This window comes from Roseibium sediminicola, assembly GCF_023156505.1.
GTDB lineage: Bacteria > Pseudomonadota > Alphaproteobacteria > Rhizobiales > Stappiaceae > Roseibium > Roseibium sediminicola.
The window spans coordinates 1-16,238 of record NZ_JALNMJ010000002.1 but is presented as its reverse complement, the minus strand read 5'-3'; the positions used below and the strand labels follow the sequence as shown (position 1 = coordinate 16,238).

Sequence of the window (16,238 nt, the reverse complement as noted above, 5' to 3'; positions counted from 1 at the left end):
GTGAGACGTGCCGGAAAATTCCGCGGCCATGGTGAAAATTCAGTCAGATGTCCTTGACCAGCCGCAGAGCATCATAGATCGCCGCATGGGTGTTGCGCGCGGAGACCGCATCGCCGATCCGGTAAAGCGCAAAGGCACCGCCCGGATTGGCATCGAGCGGCTGCGGCCGTCCGAAGATCAGCGCCTCCTGATTGACTGCCCCCAGGTTCTTCGAACCCGGCTTCAGCTCAAGATAGAGTTCATCCATCGGAATGGTGCCATGATTGACGATGATCTGGTCAAAGTCGCGCTCCTCGGTATGGCTGGAATAGTCCGTGCCGACCACCGCGGTGATCATGTTGCCCGAGCGTTTCGCCGCCTTGAGCCGGTAGGTCACGGTGAAGCGGACATCCTTGTCCTGCAGCGAACGCATATAGGGTACCAAGTTCATGGCCATGACATCTGGCGCAAAAGACCGGTCCGGCGTCATGATTTCCACATGAGCACCTGACTTGGCGATGATCTCGGCTGCCTGCAGAGCGGCGTGATCTCCGGCATCATCATAAACCAGCACCCGCTTGCCCGGCTTCACGTCCCCGGCAATGATGTCCCAGGACGACACCACCAGATCATTGCCGTCCTCAAGCACGTCCGTGTGCGGCAAGCCGCCGGTTGCGATGATGACTGTATCCGGACTTTCTGCCGTAACATCATCAGCTTCTGCGAAAGTGTTGAAGAGAAACCTTACATTCCTTGCGACGCACTGATCCATGCGCCACTTGATGATCGAGATCATCTCGCGGCGGCGTTCGGACTGGGCAGTCAGACGGATCTGACCGCCGGCATCGGGCGCTGCCTCGAACACGGTGACGTCGTGACCGCGCTCGGCGGCAACTCGCGCCGCTTCCATACCAGCCGGTCCGGCACCGACAATCACCACCTTTTTCTTCTGCTCCGCCGGCGGGATCTCATGCGGCATGGTCAGCTCGCGACCCGTCGCCGCGTTGTGGATGCACAGAGCATCTCCCGCTTGATAGATACGGTCGAGGCAATAGGTGGCGCCGACGCAGGGACGAATGTCGTCTTCCCGCTTTTCCGCGATCTTTTTGACCAGCATCGGGTCGGCCATATGCGCACGGGTCATGCCGACCATGTCGAGCAGGCCTTCGGCGATTGCGTGGCGGGCGGTGGCGACGTCCGGGATCTTGGCCGCATGGAAGGTCGGCAGTCCGATTTCCTTCTTGATGCGCCCGGCAAAGTCGAGATGCGGCGCGTTGCGCATGCCCTGCACAGGAATCACGTCGGTCAGGCCCGGATCGGTGTCGATATGGCCACGGATCACGTTCAAAAAGTCGATCTGGCCGGTGTCCTTCAGCCGCTGCGCGATCTGCAGCCCTTCGTCCGGCGTGATGCCACCCTCAAGATCCTCGTCGGCCGTGAAGCGGATGCCGAGGATGAAATCGTCGCCGACCCGCTTGCGCACCGCCTCGATGACTTCCAGCGAAAAGCGCATGCGGTTTTCCAGCGAGCCGCCATATGGACCGTCGAGCGTATTGGTCACCGGTGACCAGAACTGGTCCATCAGGTGGCCATAGGCCTGCAGCTCGATGCCGTCCATGCCGCCGGCCTTCATGCGCTCGGCGGCGTCGGCATAGTCCTCGATGATCCGGGCGATGTCCCAATCTTCCACCTGCTTCGGAAACGCCCTGTGCGCGGCTTCGCGCTCGTGACTGGAGGAAACCGCCGGCAGCCAGTCGCCCTTGTTCCAGTGGGTGCGACGGCCCAGATGGGTCAGCTGGATCATCACCGCGCAGCCATTATCGTGGCAAGCATCAGTCAACCGCTTGATCCACGGCACGACCTCGTCCTTGTAGGCGAGGATGTTGTTGAAGACCGGCGGCGAATTTCTGGAAACGGCCGCCGAACCGGCAGTCATGGTCAGCGCAACCCCTGCCTTGGCCCGCACCTCGTGATAGGCGCGGTAACGGTCCTTTGGCATGCCGTCTTCCGGGTAGGCCGGCTCGTGGGACGTGATCATGATCCTGTTTTTCAGCGTCAGATGCTTGAGCTGATACGGCTGCAGCAACGGATCCTTCGACATGCGCTTCCCTCTTCAATCCTCCGCTCGCGTCGCGGAACGCCTCTTTGAAATGACACTAATTGGCGCATGGAGGCCTTGAAAGTCCCAAAAGCGACATTCATGTCGCTTTTGATGACACAGGTGTCAATTTTGATTGCGGGGCCGGATTTCCCTTGCTACCGAAGCTGCATGAACGAGCCTTTGATCGAAAAGACATCCGGCTGGCGCGGCACGCGCGAGATCTGGATCGAAGCGGCCTATCAGGCGCTGATCGAGAGTGGCATCGACACCGTCAAGGTGATGCCGCTTGCCGAGCGCCTCGGCCTGTCGCGCACCAGTTTCTATGGCCATTTCTCGGACCGGGACGATCTTCTGAACGCGCTGGTTACCCTGTGGCAATCCAAGAACACCGGCAATCTTGTCCGGCAGACCGAGGCCTATGCGGAAACGATCACCGAGGCGATCCTGAACATCTTCGATCTGTGGCTGTTGCCTGAGCTGTTCGATTCACGGCTGGAGTTCGCCATGCGCAACTGGGCACATACGGATGCCTGTTTGGCGCACCTCCTGGAGGAAGCCGACCGGGTGCGTGTCGACGCGCTCGAAGCGATGTTTTTGAAATTCGGCTATGAAGCAACCTTTGCCCGGGTGCGCGCCGATACGGTCTATCTGACCCAGATCGGCTATATCTCGATGATCAAGGACAGGCCTTCAGAGCCACTCGGACCACGCCTGCAACGCATGCCCTATTATGTCGAGATCTTTTCCGGCAAGCAGGTCTCAGAGGCAGAATGCGCCCGCTTCTTCGCGCGGCATCCGGTACCGTCAGAACAGTGAGTCGAGACCTCAGTCAGTCCTTGTCCGCCTTCGGCTTTTCCGGCGCGACATAAGAGAGCGGCAAGGCCGTCGTATTCTTGATCTGCTCCATGGCGAAGGTGGTCGAGACGTCAGAGATGTCGATCTTGGAGATCAGCTTCTTGTAGAAGGCGTCATAGGCCTCGATGTCGGGCACCGCGACCCGTAGGAGATAATCCACCTGCCCCGCCATGCGGTAGAATTCGACCACTTCCGGAAACTCCCGGATGACATCGGCGAATTTCTTCAGCCAGTCCTCGGAATGCTGACTGGTGGTGATGGCGACAAAGGCCGTGACCTTGGCATTGACTTTGGACGGTTCCAGCAGCGCGACCCGGCCGGTGATGACGCCGTCCTCTTCCATCTTCTGAATCCGCCGCCAACACGGCGTGGTCGACAGGCCGACCCGCCGGCCGATTTCGGCGACCGGCACGGTGCAGTCTTCCTGCAGGATGGAAAGAATGCGGCGGTCAATGCGGTCAATCATCTACTTGAGATCCGTTGCTGTCGGCGGACTGCTCCAAGACACATCCAGCTCGTTGGGAAATCATTTTATCTGGAGATAAAAAGCCGTAACTGAATTTCAATACGAAAGTCAAATCTTCTCATTTTGAGAATATTTTTCGAATGCCATGCGTTTTTGCTGGTCTCATATCAGACGGGCGACCTGGTGCCGCAACACAGGCAGAAGATCCGCTTCGAACCACGGGTTTTTCTTCAGCCAGGCATTGTTGCGCCAGGAGGGATGCGGCAGCGGCAGCACCTTCGGGCCTTCCCCGCCCTCCTCGTCGAAATGAGCGCGCCAATTGGCAACGGTTTGCGTCAATGTTTTCTGCCGACGGGTGCCCAAATGGTAGGCTTGGGCATATTGCCCGATGACGATAACCAGCTCGATTTGCGGCATGGCGGCAAACACACGATCATGCCAGGCCTTGCGGCACTCGGCGCGCGGCGGCAGATCTCCACCCTTGTCATCGAGCCCGGGAAAACAGAAGCCCATCGGCACGATGGCCAGCTTGCCGGCATCGTAGAAAGTCTCTTCCCCGATTCCGAGCCAGTCACGCAGGCGGTCGCCGCTCGGATCGGTGAAAGGCCGGCCGCTCTGATGCACCCGCGTTCCCGGCGCCTGGCCGCAAAGACACAGCCGCGCCGTCGAGGAGACCTGAAGCACCGGCCGCGGCTCATGAGGCAGGGGCGCCTTGTCGGGTCGGTCTATGCAAACCCTGCAGGCGCGAACCTCGCGGACAAGGGCGTCGAGCCCGGATGCGGCCGGTTTTTCAGTCACAAAGTTGCACCTTGGCACAGGCTGTTAAGAGACTTCTAACCACGAAACTGAGGACGATCTTAAGGAATGGTGAGTCAGATTGAATAAACACGTAATCACACAATAACAAATTCAAAACTCCTGGGCGGCATATGAGAACCCTTGCGTCAGACACAGGCGCTGACAAAGACGCCATCAATGAGCAGCGGGCGCTTCGCCGGCGCGAAATGGCGCGTTCGGCACGGGACGTGCGCAGCCGCCTTGGCGCGCCGGAAAGCCGCAACACCACCTTCGACCTGGAACGCCAGCACCTTTTCGCCGACACGCGCATCAACGCGGCCTACGCGGTACCGCTGCTGGCGCTGATCGTTGCGGCGATCTCCGTGCTGTGGATCGATCCTCTGTTTATCGGCGCCTGGTTCACCGTGACGCTGTGCACCCATTTCCTGATGGTGGTGACCAGCCATTCCTATGAAAAAGCGCCGTCCGACCAGAAAGCCCGGATTTACTGGCGCCGGCGCTTCACCCTTGGCGATTTCATCTATGGCAGCAGCTGGGCGCTGTTCTTCCTGATGCCGAAGACGAACGATGCCGGCGAAGGCTTCGTGATCTTTCATTTCGCGACCCTCCTGATCGTGGTCGCCATGAACACGATGCAGTCGGCGACCCTGCCGAAATGCCTGCTGGCCAGTACCTTGCCGATGACGCTGGTGGTGACCGTCAGTTTCCTGAGAGAAGTCGATCCGATCCATTACACGCTGGCGGCGATGGCCATCGGCGCCCAGGGTTTCTTCTTCATCCTGGGCAACCAGCTGCTCAAGAACGCCAACACGATGCTGGAATACCGGGCCGACAAGGATCACCTGATTGCGGAACTGGAAACCGCCAATGCCATGTCAGACGAAGCCCGCCGGCGCGCGGAGGCGGCCAACCTCGCCAAATCCCGCTTCCTGGCGACCATGAGCCATGAGCTGCGCACGCCCCTCAATGCGATCCTCGGCTTCTCCGAGATCATGAAGGACGAGGTGCTTGGCCCAATGGAGAACAAGAACTACCGCTCTTACGCGGAAGACATCCATGGTTCCGGGCAGCACCTCCTGAACCTGATCAACGAGATTCTCGACCTGTCGCGGATCGAGGCCGGCCGGCACGAGCTCCACGAGGAACCGCTGTTCCTGGATGACGTGGTCGAGGAATGCGGCACGATGATGAAGGTGCGCGCCAAGGCCAAGTCGATCTCGCTGCACCATACCCATGAACCGGACCTGCCCCGCGTCTGGGCCGACGAACGGGCGTTGCGGCAAGTCGTCCTCAACCTGATGTCCAACGCGGTCAAGTTCACGCCTGTCGGTGGAGAAGTCCGGGTCATTGTCGGCCCGACATCGGACGGCGGTCAGTACGTCTCCATCAAGGACACCGGACCGGGTATCCCGGAAGAAGAAATCCCGACCGTGCTCGAAGCCTTCGGTCAGGGTTCTCATGCCATCAAAACCGCAGAACCGGGAACCGGCCTCGGCCTTTCCATCGTCCAGGCTCTGGTGAACATGCATGACGGCAAGTTCTCACTGAAATCAAGGCTCGGCGAAGGCACCGAGGTCACGGTGACCCTGCCGCGCGCCCGGATCATGAATTTCTCGCCGGACGTGGTCTGGGTGGATCCGGAAGAAAATACCACTGATGTAAAATTTGCTTAGTCGCACCTACCTAGACTTTCATCCGCCCAAGTGACAACTTAATTTTTAAGTAAATCACTTCCCCTTTCACGCAATTACTACCGCCACCGACGGAACGAGTGCTATCCTTGTCGACGTTCTTTTCGGAGAAGTCTCATGCGAAAGCGGCTCTTCACGACAGGTAAAATCCTACTTCTGCTCTCGGCCATGTTTCTCACCTTGCCCGGCCATGCCGAGGAACCGCTTACATTGAGCACCGGGGATGACTATCCGCCCTTTAGCGACGTAAGGCTCCCTGGTGGCGGCATCGCCACCCAGATCGTGACGGCCGTCATGGAGGACACGGGACTGCCCTACAGGATCGACGTGCTGCCCTGGCCGAGGGCCTACGAACTGGCCCTGCGTGGCAAATACACCGCGTCATTTGCCTGGTTCGAGAGCCAGGAACGGCGCTCGAAAATGCTCTATTCCGAGCCGATCGCGACGGTTTTGTCGAAAGCCTTCATGGCAAAAGGCCGTGCGGGCGGCAAAACCAACATCTCCCAACTCGAAGGCGCTGTTTTCTGTGTCCCGCACGGATACACCGTCATCGTTCCGGTTCTGGAAATGGTCGAACTCGGTCTGGCCCAGGTGTCCAGCCCGACGGATCTGACGGCCTGCCTGAACATGGTGAAGGCGGGGCACGTCGATGTGGTCGTCGGCAGCGAACGGGTTCTTCTCTACCTGGCCGGACAAATGGGCATGGGGAGAAGCGATTTTGATATTCTGGAGGACGTGGTCGCGGCGTCGCCCCTGCATATGCTCGCGCCCAGGGACCAGGACGGCAGCGCTGAATTCATCAGGCGCTTTAACGCCTCCCTGAGGAAACTCAAGGAGGCGAAAACGCTGGACCAGTTTCTCAACTGACGGTTCGGTCTAGGGGCTGCGGGGATTTAGACTGGAAATCCGGATCAAACGGGTTTCCCTCAGGATTTCCCGGCAACACCCGCGTCGGCGAAGGTCGCCATGCCCGAATGCATTTCGGCGGCCGCCTTGGCAATACCGGCTGCAAGCGCCGCGCCCGAGCCTTCCCCCAGGCGCATTCCGAAATCGAAAAGGGCGTCCTTGCCCATATGCTCAAGGACGCGCGCATGAGCCTGCTCGGCGGAAACATGCGCGAACAGGCAATGGTCGAGACCGGACGGGTCCATGGCATAGACCACGGCGGCGGCCGCCGTGGTGACAAAGCCGTCGACAATGACCGGCACGCGCTGCAGGCGCGCGGCAATGATCAGCCCGGCCATGGCGGCGATTTCACGCCCGCCGATCTTGCGCAGCACTTCCAGCGGATCCTTTTCACCGTTCAGCCGGGCAATCGCGGTTTCAACAGCAGCCCGCTTGCGCGCAAGGCCTTCATCGTCGACACCGGTGCCTCGGCCGATCCAGTCCTCGGCCTTGCCGCCGAACAGACCGTTGAGAACGGCGGCGGCCACCGTGGTGTTGCCGATGCCCATTTCGCCCAGGCAAATCAGGTCGATGCCACCGGCCAGCGCTTCCATGCCATAGGCCATGGTGGCGGCGCAGTTGGCCTCGTCCATGGCGTCTTCCTTCGTGATGCTCGGGGTCGGCATGTCGACGGCGAGATCGAAGACCTTCAGACCGATGTCATAGGCCCGGCACAGCTGGTTGATAGCGGCGCCACCGGCGGCGAAATTCTCGACCATCTGCCGGTTGACCGCACTCGGAAAGGCGGAGACACCCTCATCGGCAACACCGTGCGCCGTGGCGAAGATGGCGACCAGCGGGCGGGTGATTTTCGGCGGCGCCTTGCCGGACCAGGCAGCCAGCCATTCGGCAATTTCCTCAAGCCGTCCGAGAGACCCGGCCGGTTTGGTCAGTTCCGCGTCCCGCGCCTTGACCTTGCCGAGCGCTTCCTCGTCCGGTCCGGGCATGGACTTCACCAGGTTGCGGATATCGTCGAAAGGCAGCGCGGTCTCGGATAGGGACATGGGGTTCTGGTTCCGCTCATTTGGGCCGGCGACAACCGGCACTTGGTCTCTTCAAGGGGCTGATCTATAACTTCGCGCCTGAAAAACTCAAGCACGGGACCGGCCTGATGAGCTCCGAATCCGACCAACAGCATGAATCCGGACCTGTTTCCCGGTCGGACAAAACCCGGGATAATGCGGGATCCCGGGCTGCGCGGCTCGCCGCCGACACCGCGGCCTGCGTGCGATTCTTCTCCCGTCTGCCCTTGCCGCGTCTGAATACGCTGGACGACCCGGCCGCCGCGCCGGACTTCAGCCGGATCGCGCGCGCGGCCCCGCTTGCCGGCGTTGTGATCGCCCTGCCGGCGGCCGCACTCGGCATGCTGCTCGCCTATTCGGCGCTGCCCGGGCTGGCGGTGGCCGCAATGGTCGCAGGGCTTCTCGCCACCACCACGGGCGCGCTCCACGAGGACGGCCTCAGCGATGTCGCCGATGGTTTTTTCGGTGGCGCGACCCGTGACCGGCGGCTGGAAATCATGAAAGACAGCCGTATAGGTGCCTTCGGCGCCCTGGCACTGATCGTTGGCGTTGTGCTCAGGATCGCGCTGCTCTCCGCCCTCTGGCAGCGGTTTTCTCCCGCCGACGCCGCGCTGCTGTTTCTGGCAAGCGAAGCCGTAAGCCGGGCCCTCTTGGTCTGGCAATGGCAGTGCCGCCCCCTCGCCCGCCCGGACGGCCTTGCCGCCCGCTTCGGCAAACCGACAGCGGAAACCTTGCGCCAGACATCGATCGCGACCCTGCCGTTCCTCATTGCGCCGCTGCTGCTGCTGCCGCTGCCTGCTCTGATACTGGCGTTATTGCTGGCGGGTGGGACCGCTCTCCTGACCGGCCGTCTCGCCCTGCAGAAAATCGGCGGTGCCACAGGTGATGTTTTGGGCGCCGTTCAGCAAATCAGCGGACTTGGCTTTCTTGTCGGGATGCTTATGGTGCCATGAGAAACGGTGTATGGGACAGATCGATTAAATGATCACTTCTGCGGGACATGACCGGCCTTGCGTTTACGCGCAGCAGGCCTTTTTGGCGGGTGTTTTGGTGCTGACGCTGATGCTGCTGTCCGCCTGTGGCGGCCGGCCGGATGCCGGCGTGCTCGTCCTCAACACCGAACCGTCGCCCGACGCACAGGTCAGCGACATCCTGATCGCCACCACCCGCAAACGCGATGAACGCCCGGACACCTATTTCAACGGTGAACGTTCACCTGCGCTCAGTTTCGCCGAAGCCTCAATTTCGGTGCCGCCGAGCCACGTTCCGGGCGCCATCGAATGGCCCGACAGCCTGCCGGGCGATCCTGAGAAGGCGTTTGTCGCGCGCGGTGCCGGCTATATCGCCGACAAGGCCGCATTCAAGGCAAAGATCAACGCGCGCCTGGCGGCGCTGCCGAAAGGCGAGCGCAACATCCTGGTCTTCATTCACGGCTACAACACCCGTTTTCCAGAAGCCCTCTACCGGTTCACCCAGATCGTTCACGACAGCCAGTTCAAGGGCGTACCGGTGATGTTCACCTGGGCTTCGCGCGGCAAACTGCAGGACTATGTCTACGATCTCAACAGCGCGGCGGTCGCCCGCAGCGCGCTGGAGGAAACGCTCGCTGGGCTGGCCGGAACACGCGTGGAACACATCACGGTGCTCGCTCATTCCATGGGCAACTGGCTGCTGATGGAAACCGCCGTGCAGGCGCGCCCGGAAAACCGCCGGCTGCTCAGCACGCGCATCGACGAGGTCGTTTTGGCGGCTCCCGACATCGACATCGACCTTTTCAAGGCGCAACTGAAGAAACTCGGCAAACCGTCGCGCCCCTTTACTGTGATCGTCTCCCGGGACGACAAGGCCCTGCGCATTTCCCGCACCATTGCCGGCGGCAAGGAACGGGTGGGCGCTTATTCGGACGACCAGGAACTGGCCGAGCTCGGCGCCATCGTCATCGATGTCACCGAACTGGACTCGCTCGACAGCACCAACCACTCGAAATTCGCCCAGCTTGCCCAGCTCAGACCGGAGATGCGCAGGGCCTTAAGCCAATCCGCCGTCGCGTCCTCTGCGGATCAAAACCGCGGCGCCAATCTCGGCAATGATCTCGGCAGTTTTGTCGGCAACACCACCGGTGCGGTCGTGTCCCTGCCCATCAAGGTGATCACAGCACCGTTCACCTATGCCGGAGGCGGCTGAGGACCTCGGATTTTCACGTAATTTCGTCTTGGCAAAACCACAATCCACCGCCATATCCGCTTCATGAAGTCACCTTGCATCAAAACCTGTCAGATCGACCGGCAGACCGGCCTCTGCCTCGGCTGCCTGCGCACCCTGGATGAAATCTCCTCCTGGGCCAGCTACAGCGATGGCCAGAGAGCCGACATTCTCGCCGATCTCGGCAACAGGCGCCCGGCCGGCGGCACCTCCGGGAGCCGCGCATGAACGGCCCGAAGCAGCTGCGCGGACTGATGGTCGCAGTTCTGGTGATTGTGCTTGGCGGCGTTGTCTTCTATGCGCTGTTCGGCGATCCCACCGACCCGACAAATGCCAATTTCGACGACACCGGCCCGCGCCTCGTGGCCCTGTCCGCGCTCGCATTCGTGTTTCTGGCCAGTTTCATCTTCGGTCAGCCCAAAGTGCGCGAAGTGCTTCAGGGAACGCTCTTCTGGGGCGGCCTGTGCGTCCTTCTGGTCGCCGGCTACACCTATCGCACCGACATCGTCCAGGCCGGCTACCGCGTGCTCGGCGCTCTGGCGCCCGGCCTTGCGGTCAGCCAACCGGACGGCACGATCCTGATCGTGCGCGATGCCGGCGGTCATTTTGTCGTCGACGGGCGCACCAATGGCACGCGCACGCAATTCCTGCTCGATACCGGCGCCAGCGCTGTCGTGCTGACCTTTGACGACGCGCTGCGCGCGGGTCTGCGCGAGCAAGACCTCTCCTTCACCGTTCCGGTATCGACCGCCAACGGCCGCGCGCTGGTGGCCCCGGTCCGCATCGACCAAATCACCATCGGCGATCACGCGCTGCGCAATATCCGCGGTTTTGTGGCACGGGATGGATCGCTCGACTCTAGCCTTTTAGGCATGAGCGCTCTCGACCAGCTGCGCAGCTGGCGTATCGAAGGCGACAAGCTGATCATCACGCCGTGATGATTTGTGGATTTGGTTCCTGCGCTGGAGCCTACACTTCCAAAACCGGCAGTTAATTGTTCGAGCCCTCACCACACACTCCGTGTCACCCCGGGCGAGCAAAGCGAGAGACCCGGGGCCCACTCATTTCCAGAGTGACCGAAATTGCGGAACCGGTGCAATGCGCGAACTCTGGCTGAATGCAAGCTGCTGGGCGAGTAGGCCCCGGATCTTCGCTGCGCTTGTCCGGGGTGACACTGAGCCTCGCAACGGACGCCTTGACCATCGCCCAGCCGCTGGTCCGGATTACTCCGCCGCAGCCAGATCAGCGCCCGCCGGGCTGACAGCAGCCAGAGCCTGCTCGACGACTTCCAGACCCGCGCCCGGCTTGATGGCTTCGACGGTGAGGATCCGGCGCCAGGCGCGCGCGCCCGGACGGCTGTGAAAGAGACCAAGCATGTGCCGGGTCATGTGCGCCAACTTCACGCCCTTTTCAAGCTGCTCTTCCAGATAGGTCATGTGCCCCTTGACCGCGGCCCAGGGCGACACATCGGTCTCCGTGCCGCCATAGAGGCGGCGGTCGACGGATCCGAGGATCTCCGGCGTGTGGTAGGCCGCGCGGCCGAACATCAGTCCGTCCAAGGTGTCGAGAAAGGGTTCGGCCTGATCGAGATCCTGCAGACCGCCATTGAGGCCGATGAATTTTTCCGGCAGCCGCTGCTTCAGCCGCAGCACCCGGTCATAGTCCAGCGGTGGTATGTCCCGGTTTTCCTTGGGGCTCAGCCCCTTGAGCCAGGCCTTGCGGGCATGCACCCAGAGCGCGTCGCTGCCGGCGGCAAAGACCGCGTCGGCCATGGCATCGAGCGCAAGCTCCGGATCCTGATCGTCAACGCCAATGCGGCATTTGACGGTAACCGGGATCTCGACAGCCGATTTCATGGCCTCGACGCAGGCCGCCACCAGGGCCGGCTCTTCCATCAGGCAGGCACCGAAACGGCCCGACTGCACCCGGTCGGACGGACAGCCGACATTGATATTGACCTCGTCATAGCCGAAGCCCTCGACAATCCGCGCTGCCTCCGCCATTTCCGCCGGATCGGAGCCACCCAGCTGGCAGGCAATCGGATGTTCGCACTCCGAAAAGCCGATCAGATGTTCCCGGTCGCCATGGATCACCGCTCCGGTGGTCACCATCTCGGTGTAAAGCAGCCCATGCGCCGTCAATTGCCGGTGAAAGGCCCGGCAATGGCGGTCGGTCCACTCCATCATGGGGGCGGTTGCAAAGCGAGGCGCGAATACACCTTTAGCTGCTTTCGCACCTAGGAAATAACTCAACTTTTTCAATTCAACCTACTTAGCGATTACTTTGGCTTTGACGGCGTCGCGCCTTTCACCTGCGCGCTACACCAAAATGGTGTAGCAAATTTGCGCATGGTGTAGCGGATTTCGTCCGCCTCGCACAGCCGTGATTTTTTGCGACCAAAATGCCTTCAGAAGCCCTGCTGCTTCCCATTCGGTAAAATGCAAAGCACGCTTTCGAGCGACGGTCTCCACGAAGTAGCAAACTAACAGACAAGTGCGGACAACTAGGGGCAAAAAGCCAATGGCGTGTCGCCAACACTGGCATGGTCTTTATTGCTTAGCACCGGATCAATGTAGTCCGAAAGTCTATTCCGAAGAGTCTTTCGCTGCAAATGGCACTAAGAATGGCGTTGGGGTCGGGAGTGTTCAGGTAAGATTTTGTCTTTTTTATCAGCACAGCAGGCATCCCAGCTGAGTCTAGGTCAGGGCACTTTCGGCCCTTTGTGGCCGTTCGGCCTAGGATTCGTAAAGGTCGTCTGCAGCCCATTTTACGCTTTACCAATCGCGCGTCGAGCGTAGAACGACTCGACCAGAATGTAGCGAAGTTGCAAAGCCTGAACTCCCATTACTGGCTAAACAATCCGATTTAGCGCTATAATCACATCCCAAAACTGAGCTATCAGTCCTTAGGCAACAAACCCGCAAACATGCTTAACATTTTAAGTTGCTTCAACTTTTCGTCTCGAGTTTCGCTCAAGAGCGCCGCGGCTTTGTAATCTCCAATTTCTTCTGAAATCCGAATGGCTTGACTCATGCAATGATCGTAGTCGGTCCCATCAAAATGATGCGTCTCGCTACTTCTGGAGGATGAGACTGCTAAGCTCAGTTCTGCCATGCGCATAAATGCCGACCTCTGTCCAGGCATGCACTCCATAGCTTTTTGCAGCTCTAGGTATTCATCCAAAAATCTCTTCGTATTTGTAAAGTCTCCAATTTCTTTGCTAACCTCTGCAAGTTGTTTTAGATCGTCGTTTATGTTATCAAATGCATTAAGTTTCTTATCCAACTTCAAACACTTGAGAAAGAGTTGTCTAGCAACTGCATAATCGCCCTCCTTGGAGGCGATTATACCCTTGCCATATAGTGTATCGCGTTCGGAAAAAGACTCGATTGCCTCTAGATGGCCTAAGTCACGACCCGCCTCACGCAACGCTTCAATCTTAATATCGACAAAGTTATTATTCTCAGATGCAAATATATCGGAAATCTCAATAGCTTCATCGAAGTATTTATCACGCTCTTCTTTTGTTTTCGAAAAATGCGCAAGGAACCTTCGGACTAAAATTTGCACCTTTGCATCTTCGTCACTATTTATTTTTTCGTTTCGTTTATAAATATCCAGTAGTTTTTCTTTTGCTTTTTGCTCATCTCCTTGACGGTCATAGATTGATATTTGATTTAACTTAAGGTTAGCGCTATGCGGAAATCTCTCAAGCCCTAATTCGATAGATTTTCGGAACTGTTCACCCAAACCGATCATCCAGCAGAAAGATGAATAGTCTTCAACTTCTTTCTGTGTCAAAGATCCTTCCACTAGTAGTGTTTCCACGAATTCAACGATTGGTTCAATTTTTCTATTCTTAGCAGCACTATAGATTAACCTACGCGCTTCACTATTTTCTTCTTTAGCTCGCTTCGCAGCTATTCTCAGGACATCGTCTAACCGCGACAAACGGTTATCACCGAAGAAATCGCCTCCACCATGTTGAAGAATGGTCTGCGATGTCCGCTCAACGAACTCTTTTTGAGCCCCCTCAAAAACGGCAACTGCCATTAGGTCGTCAAACATTTGGTAGGTGTCTGAATTCAATTGGACAACGGTATTGTGATTGCCCGCGATTAAAAGACTGCCTGACACGCTCCCGTCTACCAGAATAGAACTTTCGACAGTGCGGACGGTGTATTTACCGGACTTGACGTGCGCCATCAGCTTGAGATGGGCAGTTTTGTTTCCAGCCTCAGCCTCCGCACTTAACTCCTCTAGTTGCTTGTCACGTCGCCAGAAAAACAATTGATTTAGGATCAATTTTTTCTACCTTATTTTACTTCCACATTGGTTGTTCGAGCAGAACCCCCGATTTCGACTACACCCGCTTTGGTGGCCGTTCCATCGCCTGTGTGCGTGAGAATATTGGTCCCGTCAGAATCCCCGCCAATACTAACTGTGCCGTGCTCTTTCTGGACGGTAGGTCGTTCATTGTTTGCCTCGGCCCCAACCTCTGTGTCTCCAAATTTCATTCTGATTTTGAATGCATTGGTGAACTTCGCCAAAACAAAGACAGCGATAACTCCCCCAATAATCGCAGTAACGATCATGATAGTGTTTCCGTCCATTTTGTTCCCTTCTGGTTCAGAGAGACATTTTTCCCAACACCCTCGGAGAGTGAAATAGAGGGCCTTTCATTCTTACAATTTGCTGAACGAGATACAACCTAAAGAGTAATTTTTATCTATGCCACTCAAGATAACACGCCAAATGTTTGCTGAACAGATGCTGAAACAATTTGAATAGCCCCTAGATTTGTAGACGCCTTCTTCCCTAATTTTGAGGCAAGGAGGCCATAATGGGCACGAGCAAATTCAGTGATGAGTTCAAACGGGATGCTGTGGCCCAAATCACCGAACGCGGCTATCCGGTTGCGGAGGTTTCAAGGCGTCTGGGTGTGAGCGCGTATTCCCTTTATGCTTGGAAGAAGAAGTTCTCCAAGTCGCCCGATCCGGGTGATGGCGATCAAGCTGCGGAGATCCGTTGGCTGAAGCAGGAACTGGCTCGCGTCACCCAGGAGCGCGACATCCTAAAAAAGGCAACCGCGTACTTCGCCAAGGATGCAAAGTGAGGTACGCCTTCATCGCCGAGCATCGCTCCGTGTTTTCGGTGCGGGCGATGTGCCGCTGCCTGCGCATCCATCCAAGCGGCTTTTATGCCTGGCTGATGGCTCCGCTGAGCAAACGGGCTCGGGAAGACATCCGCCAGACAGAGCTTCTCAGCAAGGCCTGGAAAGAGAGCGGCAAGGTCTACGACTATCGCAAGCTTCATGACGATCTGCTCGATCAAGGCGAGACGTGTTGCCTGAACCGTGTTGCACGTCTGGCCAGGCTGGCCGGGATCAAGGCCGAGATCGGCTACAAGCGTCGACCGGGTCGTTATGGCGGCAAGCCGTCATTGGTCGTCGACAACACGTTGGACCGACAGTTCGATGTGGTTACCCCCAATCGGATCTGGGTAACGGACATCACCTACATCAGGACGCAGGAAGGTTTCGCCTATCTGGCCGTCGTGATCGATCTCTACTCCCGCCGTGTCGTAGGATGGTCAATGCAGAGCCGACAGACCACCGATGTCGTGTTGCAAGCATTGCTTATGGCAGTGTGGCGTCGAACGCCGAAACACAAGGTTCTGATCCACTCGGACCAGGGCTCCCAGTTCACAAGCATGGACTGGGCATCGTTCCTCAAGGCTCACAACCTCGTGCATTCGATGAGCAGGCGCGGGAACTGCCAAGACAACGCTGTTGCCGAGAGCTTCTTCAACCTGCTCAAACGGGAAAGGGTACGGCGACGAACCTACAAAACCCGCGTCGAGGCCAGGCAGGATGTGTTCGACTACATCGAGATGTTCTACAACCCAAAACGCAAACACTTCAGAAACGGGATGCTGTCACCCGTCGACTTCGAACGGCAGCAGAAAATGAACGACGAAGGCGTCTAGAAAACGCGGGGCTATTCAATCGCAACCATTGGGTCTCAAGCGAAAAGTTCCTAGCTGAAGGCGCTTTTGCTGTAAGCGCTGTCTGCGGCCCACCGGGTTTCAGCTTGACGGCTTGAAGTTCCACGGCAGGAGTTCGTCGATCCGGCTTTTCGGATGACCGCCGGCAATGGCTTCGAGTGTGGCCTTGAGAT

16 protein-coding genes are annotated in these 16,238 nt (G+C 58.4%); 8 read left to right on the top strand and 8 right to left on the bottom strand.

Annotated features, from left to right (window positions below):
• Positions 1-43 precede the first annotated feature (43 nt).
• Positions 44-2,080: an NADH:flavin oxidoreductase gene (locus M0H32_RS03135; protein ID WP_248150591.1), complete on the bottom strand. Its 2,037-nt coding sequence runs from the start codon at positions 2,078-2,080 to the stop codon at positions 44-46.
• A 168-nt stretch (positions 2,081-2,248) separates the two neighbouring features.
• Between M0H32_RS03135 and M0H32_RS03130 the strand changes: the two genes are divergently transcribed.
• Positions 2,249-2,896: a TetR/AcrR family transcriptional regulator gene (locus tag M0H32_RS03130; protein WP_248150589.1), complete on the top strand. Its 648-nt coding sequence runs from the start codon at positions 2,249-2,251 to the stop codon at positions 2,894-2,896.
• 13 nt (positions 2,897-2,909) lie between these two features.
• On the opposite strand, the gene M0H32_RS03125 is transcribed toward M0H32_RS03130, so the two are convergent.
• Together M0H32_RS03125 and M0H32_RS03120 are read right to left on the bottom strand one after the other, a co-directional pair.
• A complete protein-coding gene (locus tag M0H32_RS03125) occupies positions 2,910-3,398 on the bottom strand; it encodes an Lrp/AsnC family transcriptional regulator (RefSeq protein ID WP_248151743.1) in 489 nt (162 codons plus the stop codon).
• A 165-nt stretch (positions 3,399-3,563) separates the two neighbouring features.
• A complete protein-coding gene (locus M0H32_RS03120; RefSeq protein WP_248150587.1) occupies positions 3,564-4,199 on the bottom strand; it encodes a uracil-DNA glycosylase family protein in 636 nt (211 codons plus the stop codon).
• A gap of 131 nt (positions 4,200-4,330) precedes the next feature.
• Between M0H32_RS03120 and M0H32_RS03115 the strand changes: the two genes are divergently transcribed.
• Together M0H32_RS03115 and M0H32_RS03110 are read left to right on the top strand one after the other, a co-directional pair.
• On the top strand, positions 4,331-5,872 hold the full coding sequence (locus M0H32_RS03115; protein ID WP_248150585.1) for a sensor histidine kinase: 1,542 nt from the start codon (positions 4,331-4,333) through the stop codon (positions 5,870-5,872).
• A 135-nt stretch (positions 5,873-6,007) separates the two neighbouring features.
• The gene (locus tag M0H32_RS03110) at positions 6,008-6,757 is read left to right on the top strand and encodes a substrate-binding periplasmic protein (RefSeq protein ID WP_248150583.1); all 750 of its coding nucleotides are present in this window, start codon (positions 6,008-6,010) and stop codon (positions 6,755-6,757) included.
• Between the two features lie 59 nt (positions 6,758-6,816).
• On the opposite strand, the gene cobT is transcribed toward M0H32_RS03110, so the two are convergent.
• On the bottom strand, positions 6,817-7,839 hold the full coding sequence (cobT, locus tag M0H32_RS03105) for a nicotinate-nucleotide--dimethylbenzimidazole phosphoribosyltransferase (RefSeq protein WP_248150581.1): 1,023 nt from the start codon (positions 7,837-7,839) through the stop codon (positions 6,817-6,819).
• Positions 7,840-7,946: 107 nt separating this feature from the next.
• Here cobT and cobS point away from each other — a divergent pair, with 107 nt between their 5' ends.
• The 4 genes from cobS to M0H32_RS03085 all read left to right on the top strand — a co-directional run bounded on the left by cobS (position 7,947) and on the right by M0H32_RS03085 (position 10,997).
• The gene (gene cobS / locus M0H32_RS03100) at positions 7,947-8,810 is read left to right on the top strand and encodes an adenosylcobinamide-GDP ribazoletransferase (RefSeq protein ID WP_248150579.1); all 864 of its coding nucleotides are present in this window, start codon (positions 7,947-7,949) and stop codon (positions 8,808-8,810) included.
• A 28-nt stretch (positions 8,811-8,838) separates the two neighbouring features.
• Positions 8,839-10,041: an alpha/beta hydrolase gene (locus tag M0H32_RS03095; RefSeq protein WP_248150577.1), complete on the top strand. Its 1,203-nt coding sequence runs from the start codon at positions 8,839-8,841 to the stop codon at positions 10,039-10,041.
• Positions 10,042-10,104: 63 nt separating this feature from the next.
• Positions 10,105-10,287 (top strand): DUF1289 domain-containing protein, encoded by a 183-nt coding sequence (locus tag M0H32_RS03090; RefSeq protein WP_248150575.1) that lies wholly within the window; start codon positions 10,105-10,107, stop codon positions 10,285-10,287.
• Positions 10,284-10,997, top strand: coding sequence for a retropepsin-like aspartic protease family protein (locus M0H32_RS03085; RefSeq protein ID WP_248150571.1), 714 nt, complete (start codon positions 10,284-10,286; stop codon positions 10,995-10,997). Before M0H32_RS03090 ends, M0H32_RS03085 begins: the two co-directional genes overlap by 4 nt.
• 285 nt (positions 10,998-11,282) lie before the next feature.
• Here M0H32_RS03085 and dusA read toward each other — a convergent pair whose 3' ends face one another.
• The 3 genes from dusA to M0H32_RS03070 all read right to left on the bottom strand — a co-directional run bounded on the left by dusA (position 11,283) and on the right by M0H32_RS03070 (position 14,654).
• Positions 11,283-12,311, bottom strand: coding sequence for a tRNA dihydrouridine(20/20a) synthase DusA (gene dusA, locus M0H32_RS03080; RefSeq protein WP_282449193.1), 1,029 nt, complete (start codon positions 12,309-12,311; stop codon positions 11,283-11,285).
• 646 nt (positions 12,312-12,957) lie between these two features.
• On the bottom strand, positions 12,958-14,364 hold the full coding sequence (locus tag M0H32_RS03075; protein ID WP_248150565.1) for a hypothetical protein: 1,407 nt from the start codon (positions 14,362-14,364) through the stop codon (positions 12,958-12,960).
• 11 nt (positions 14,365-14,375) lie between these two features.
• Positions 14,376-14,654: a hypothetical protein gene (locus M0H32_RS03070; RefSeq protein WP_248150563.1), complete on the bottom strand. Its 279-nt coding sequence runs from the start codon at positions 14,652-14,654 to the stop codon at positions 14,376-14,378.
• A gap of 248 nt (positions 14,655-14,902) precedes the next feature.
• On the opposite strand from M0H32_RS03070, the gene M0H32_RS03065 reads away from it, so the two are divergent.
• Positions 14,903-16,047, top strand: a protein-coding gene (locus M0H32_RS03065; protein WP_248150561.1) for an IS3 family transposase whose coding sequence is annotated in 2 segments (ribosomal slippage) — positions 14,903-15,146 and positions 15,146-16,047 — 1,146 coding nt in all. Because the reading frame shifts where the segments join, the coding sequence is not laid out codon by codon here.
• Between the two features lie 99 nt (positions 16,048-16,146).
• Here M0H32_RS03065 and M0H32_RS29825 read toward each other — a convergent pair.
• A partial coding sequence (locus tag M0H32_RS29825) for a transposase domain-containing protein (RefSeq protein WP_486660012.1) occupies positions 16,147-16,238 on the bottom strand: 92 nt, incomplete at its 5' end.

Bases quoted from the DNA above. Each gene is read 5' to 3' on its own strand.
- M0H32_RS03095 (WP_248150577.1), top strand. From the start codon at position 8,839: ATGATCACTTCTGCGGGACATGACCGGCCTTGCGTTTACGCGCAGCAG.
- cobT (WP_248150581.1), bottom strand. From the start codon at position 7,839: ATGTCCCTATCCGAGACCGCGCTGCCTTTCGACGATATCCGCAACCTG.
- M0H32_RS03130 (WP_248150589.1), top strand. From the start codon at position 2,249: ATGAACGAGCCTTTGATCGAAAAGACATCCGGCTGGCGCGGCACGCGC.
- M0H32_RS03115 (WP_248150585.1), top strand. From the start codon at position 4,331: ATGAGAACCCTTGCGTCAGACACAGGCGCTGACAAAGACGCCATCAAT.
- M0H32_RS03090 (WP_248150575.1), top strand. From the start codon at position 10,105: ATGAAGTCACCTTGCATCAAAACCTGTCAGATCGACCGGCAGACCGGC.
- cobS (WP_248150579.1), top strand. From the start codon at position 7,947: ATGAGCTCCGAATCCGACCAACAGCATGAATCCGGACCTGTTTCCCGG.
- M0H32_RS03070 (WP_248150563.1), bottom strand. From the start codon at position 14,654: ATGATCGTTACTGCGATTATTGGGGGAGTTATCGCTGTCTTTGTTTTG.
- M0H32_RS03135 (WP_248150591.1), bottom strand. From the start codon at position 2,080: ATGTCGAAGGATCCGTTGCTGCAGCCGTATCAGCTCAAGCATCTGACG.
- M0H32_RS03110 (WP_248150583.1), top strand. From the start codon at position 6,008: ATGCGAAAGCGGCTCTTCACGACAGGTAAAATCCTACTTCTGCTCTCG.
- M0H32_RS03085 (WP_248150571.1), top strand. From the start codon at position 10,284: ATGAACGGCCCGAAGCAGCTGCGCGGACTGATGGTCGCAGTTCTGGTG.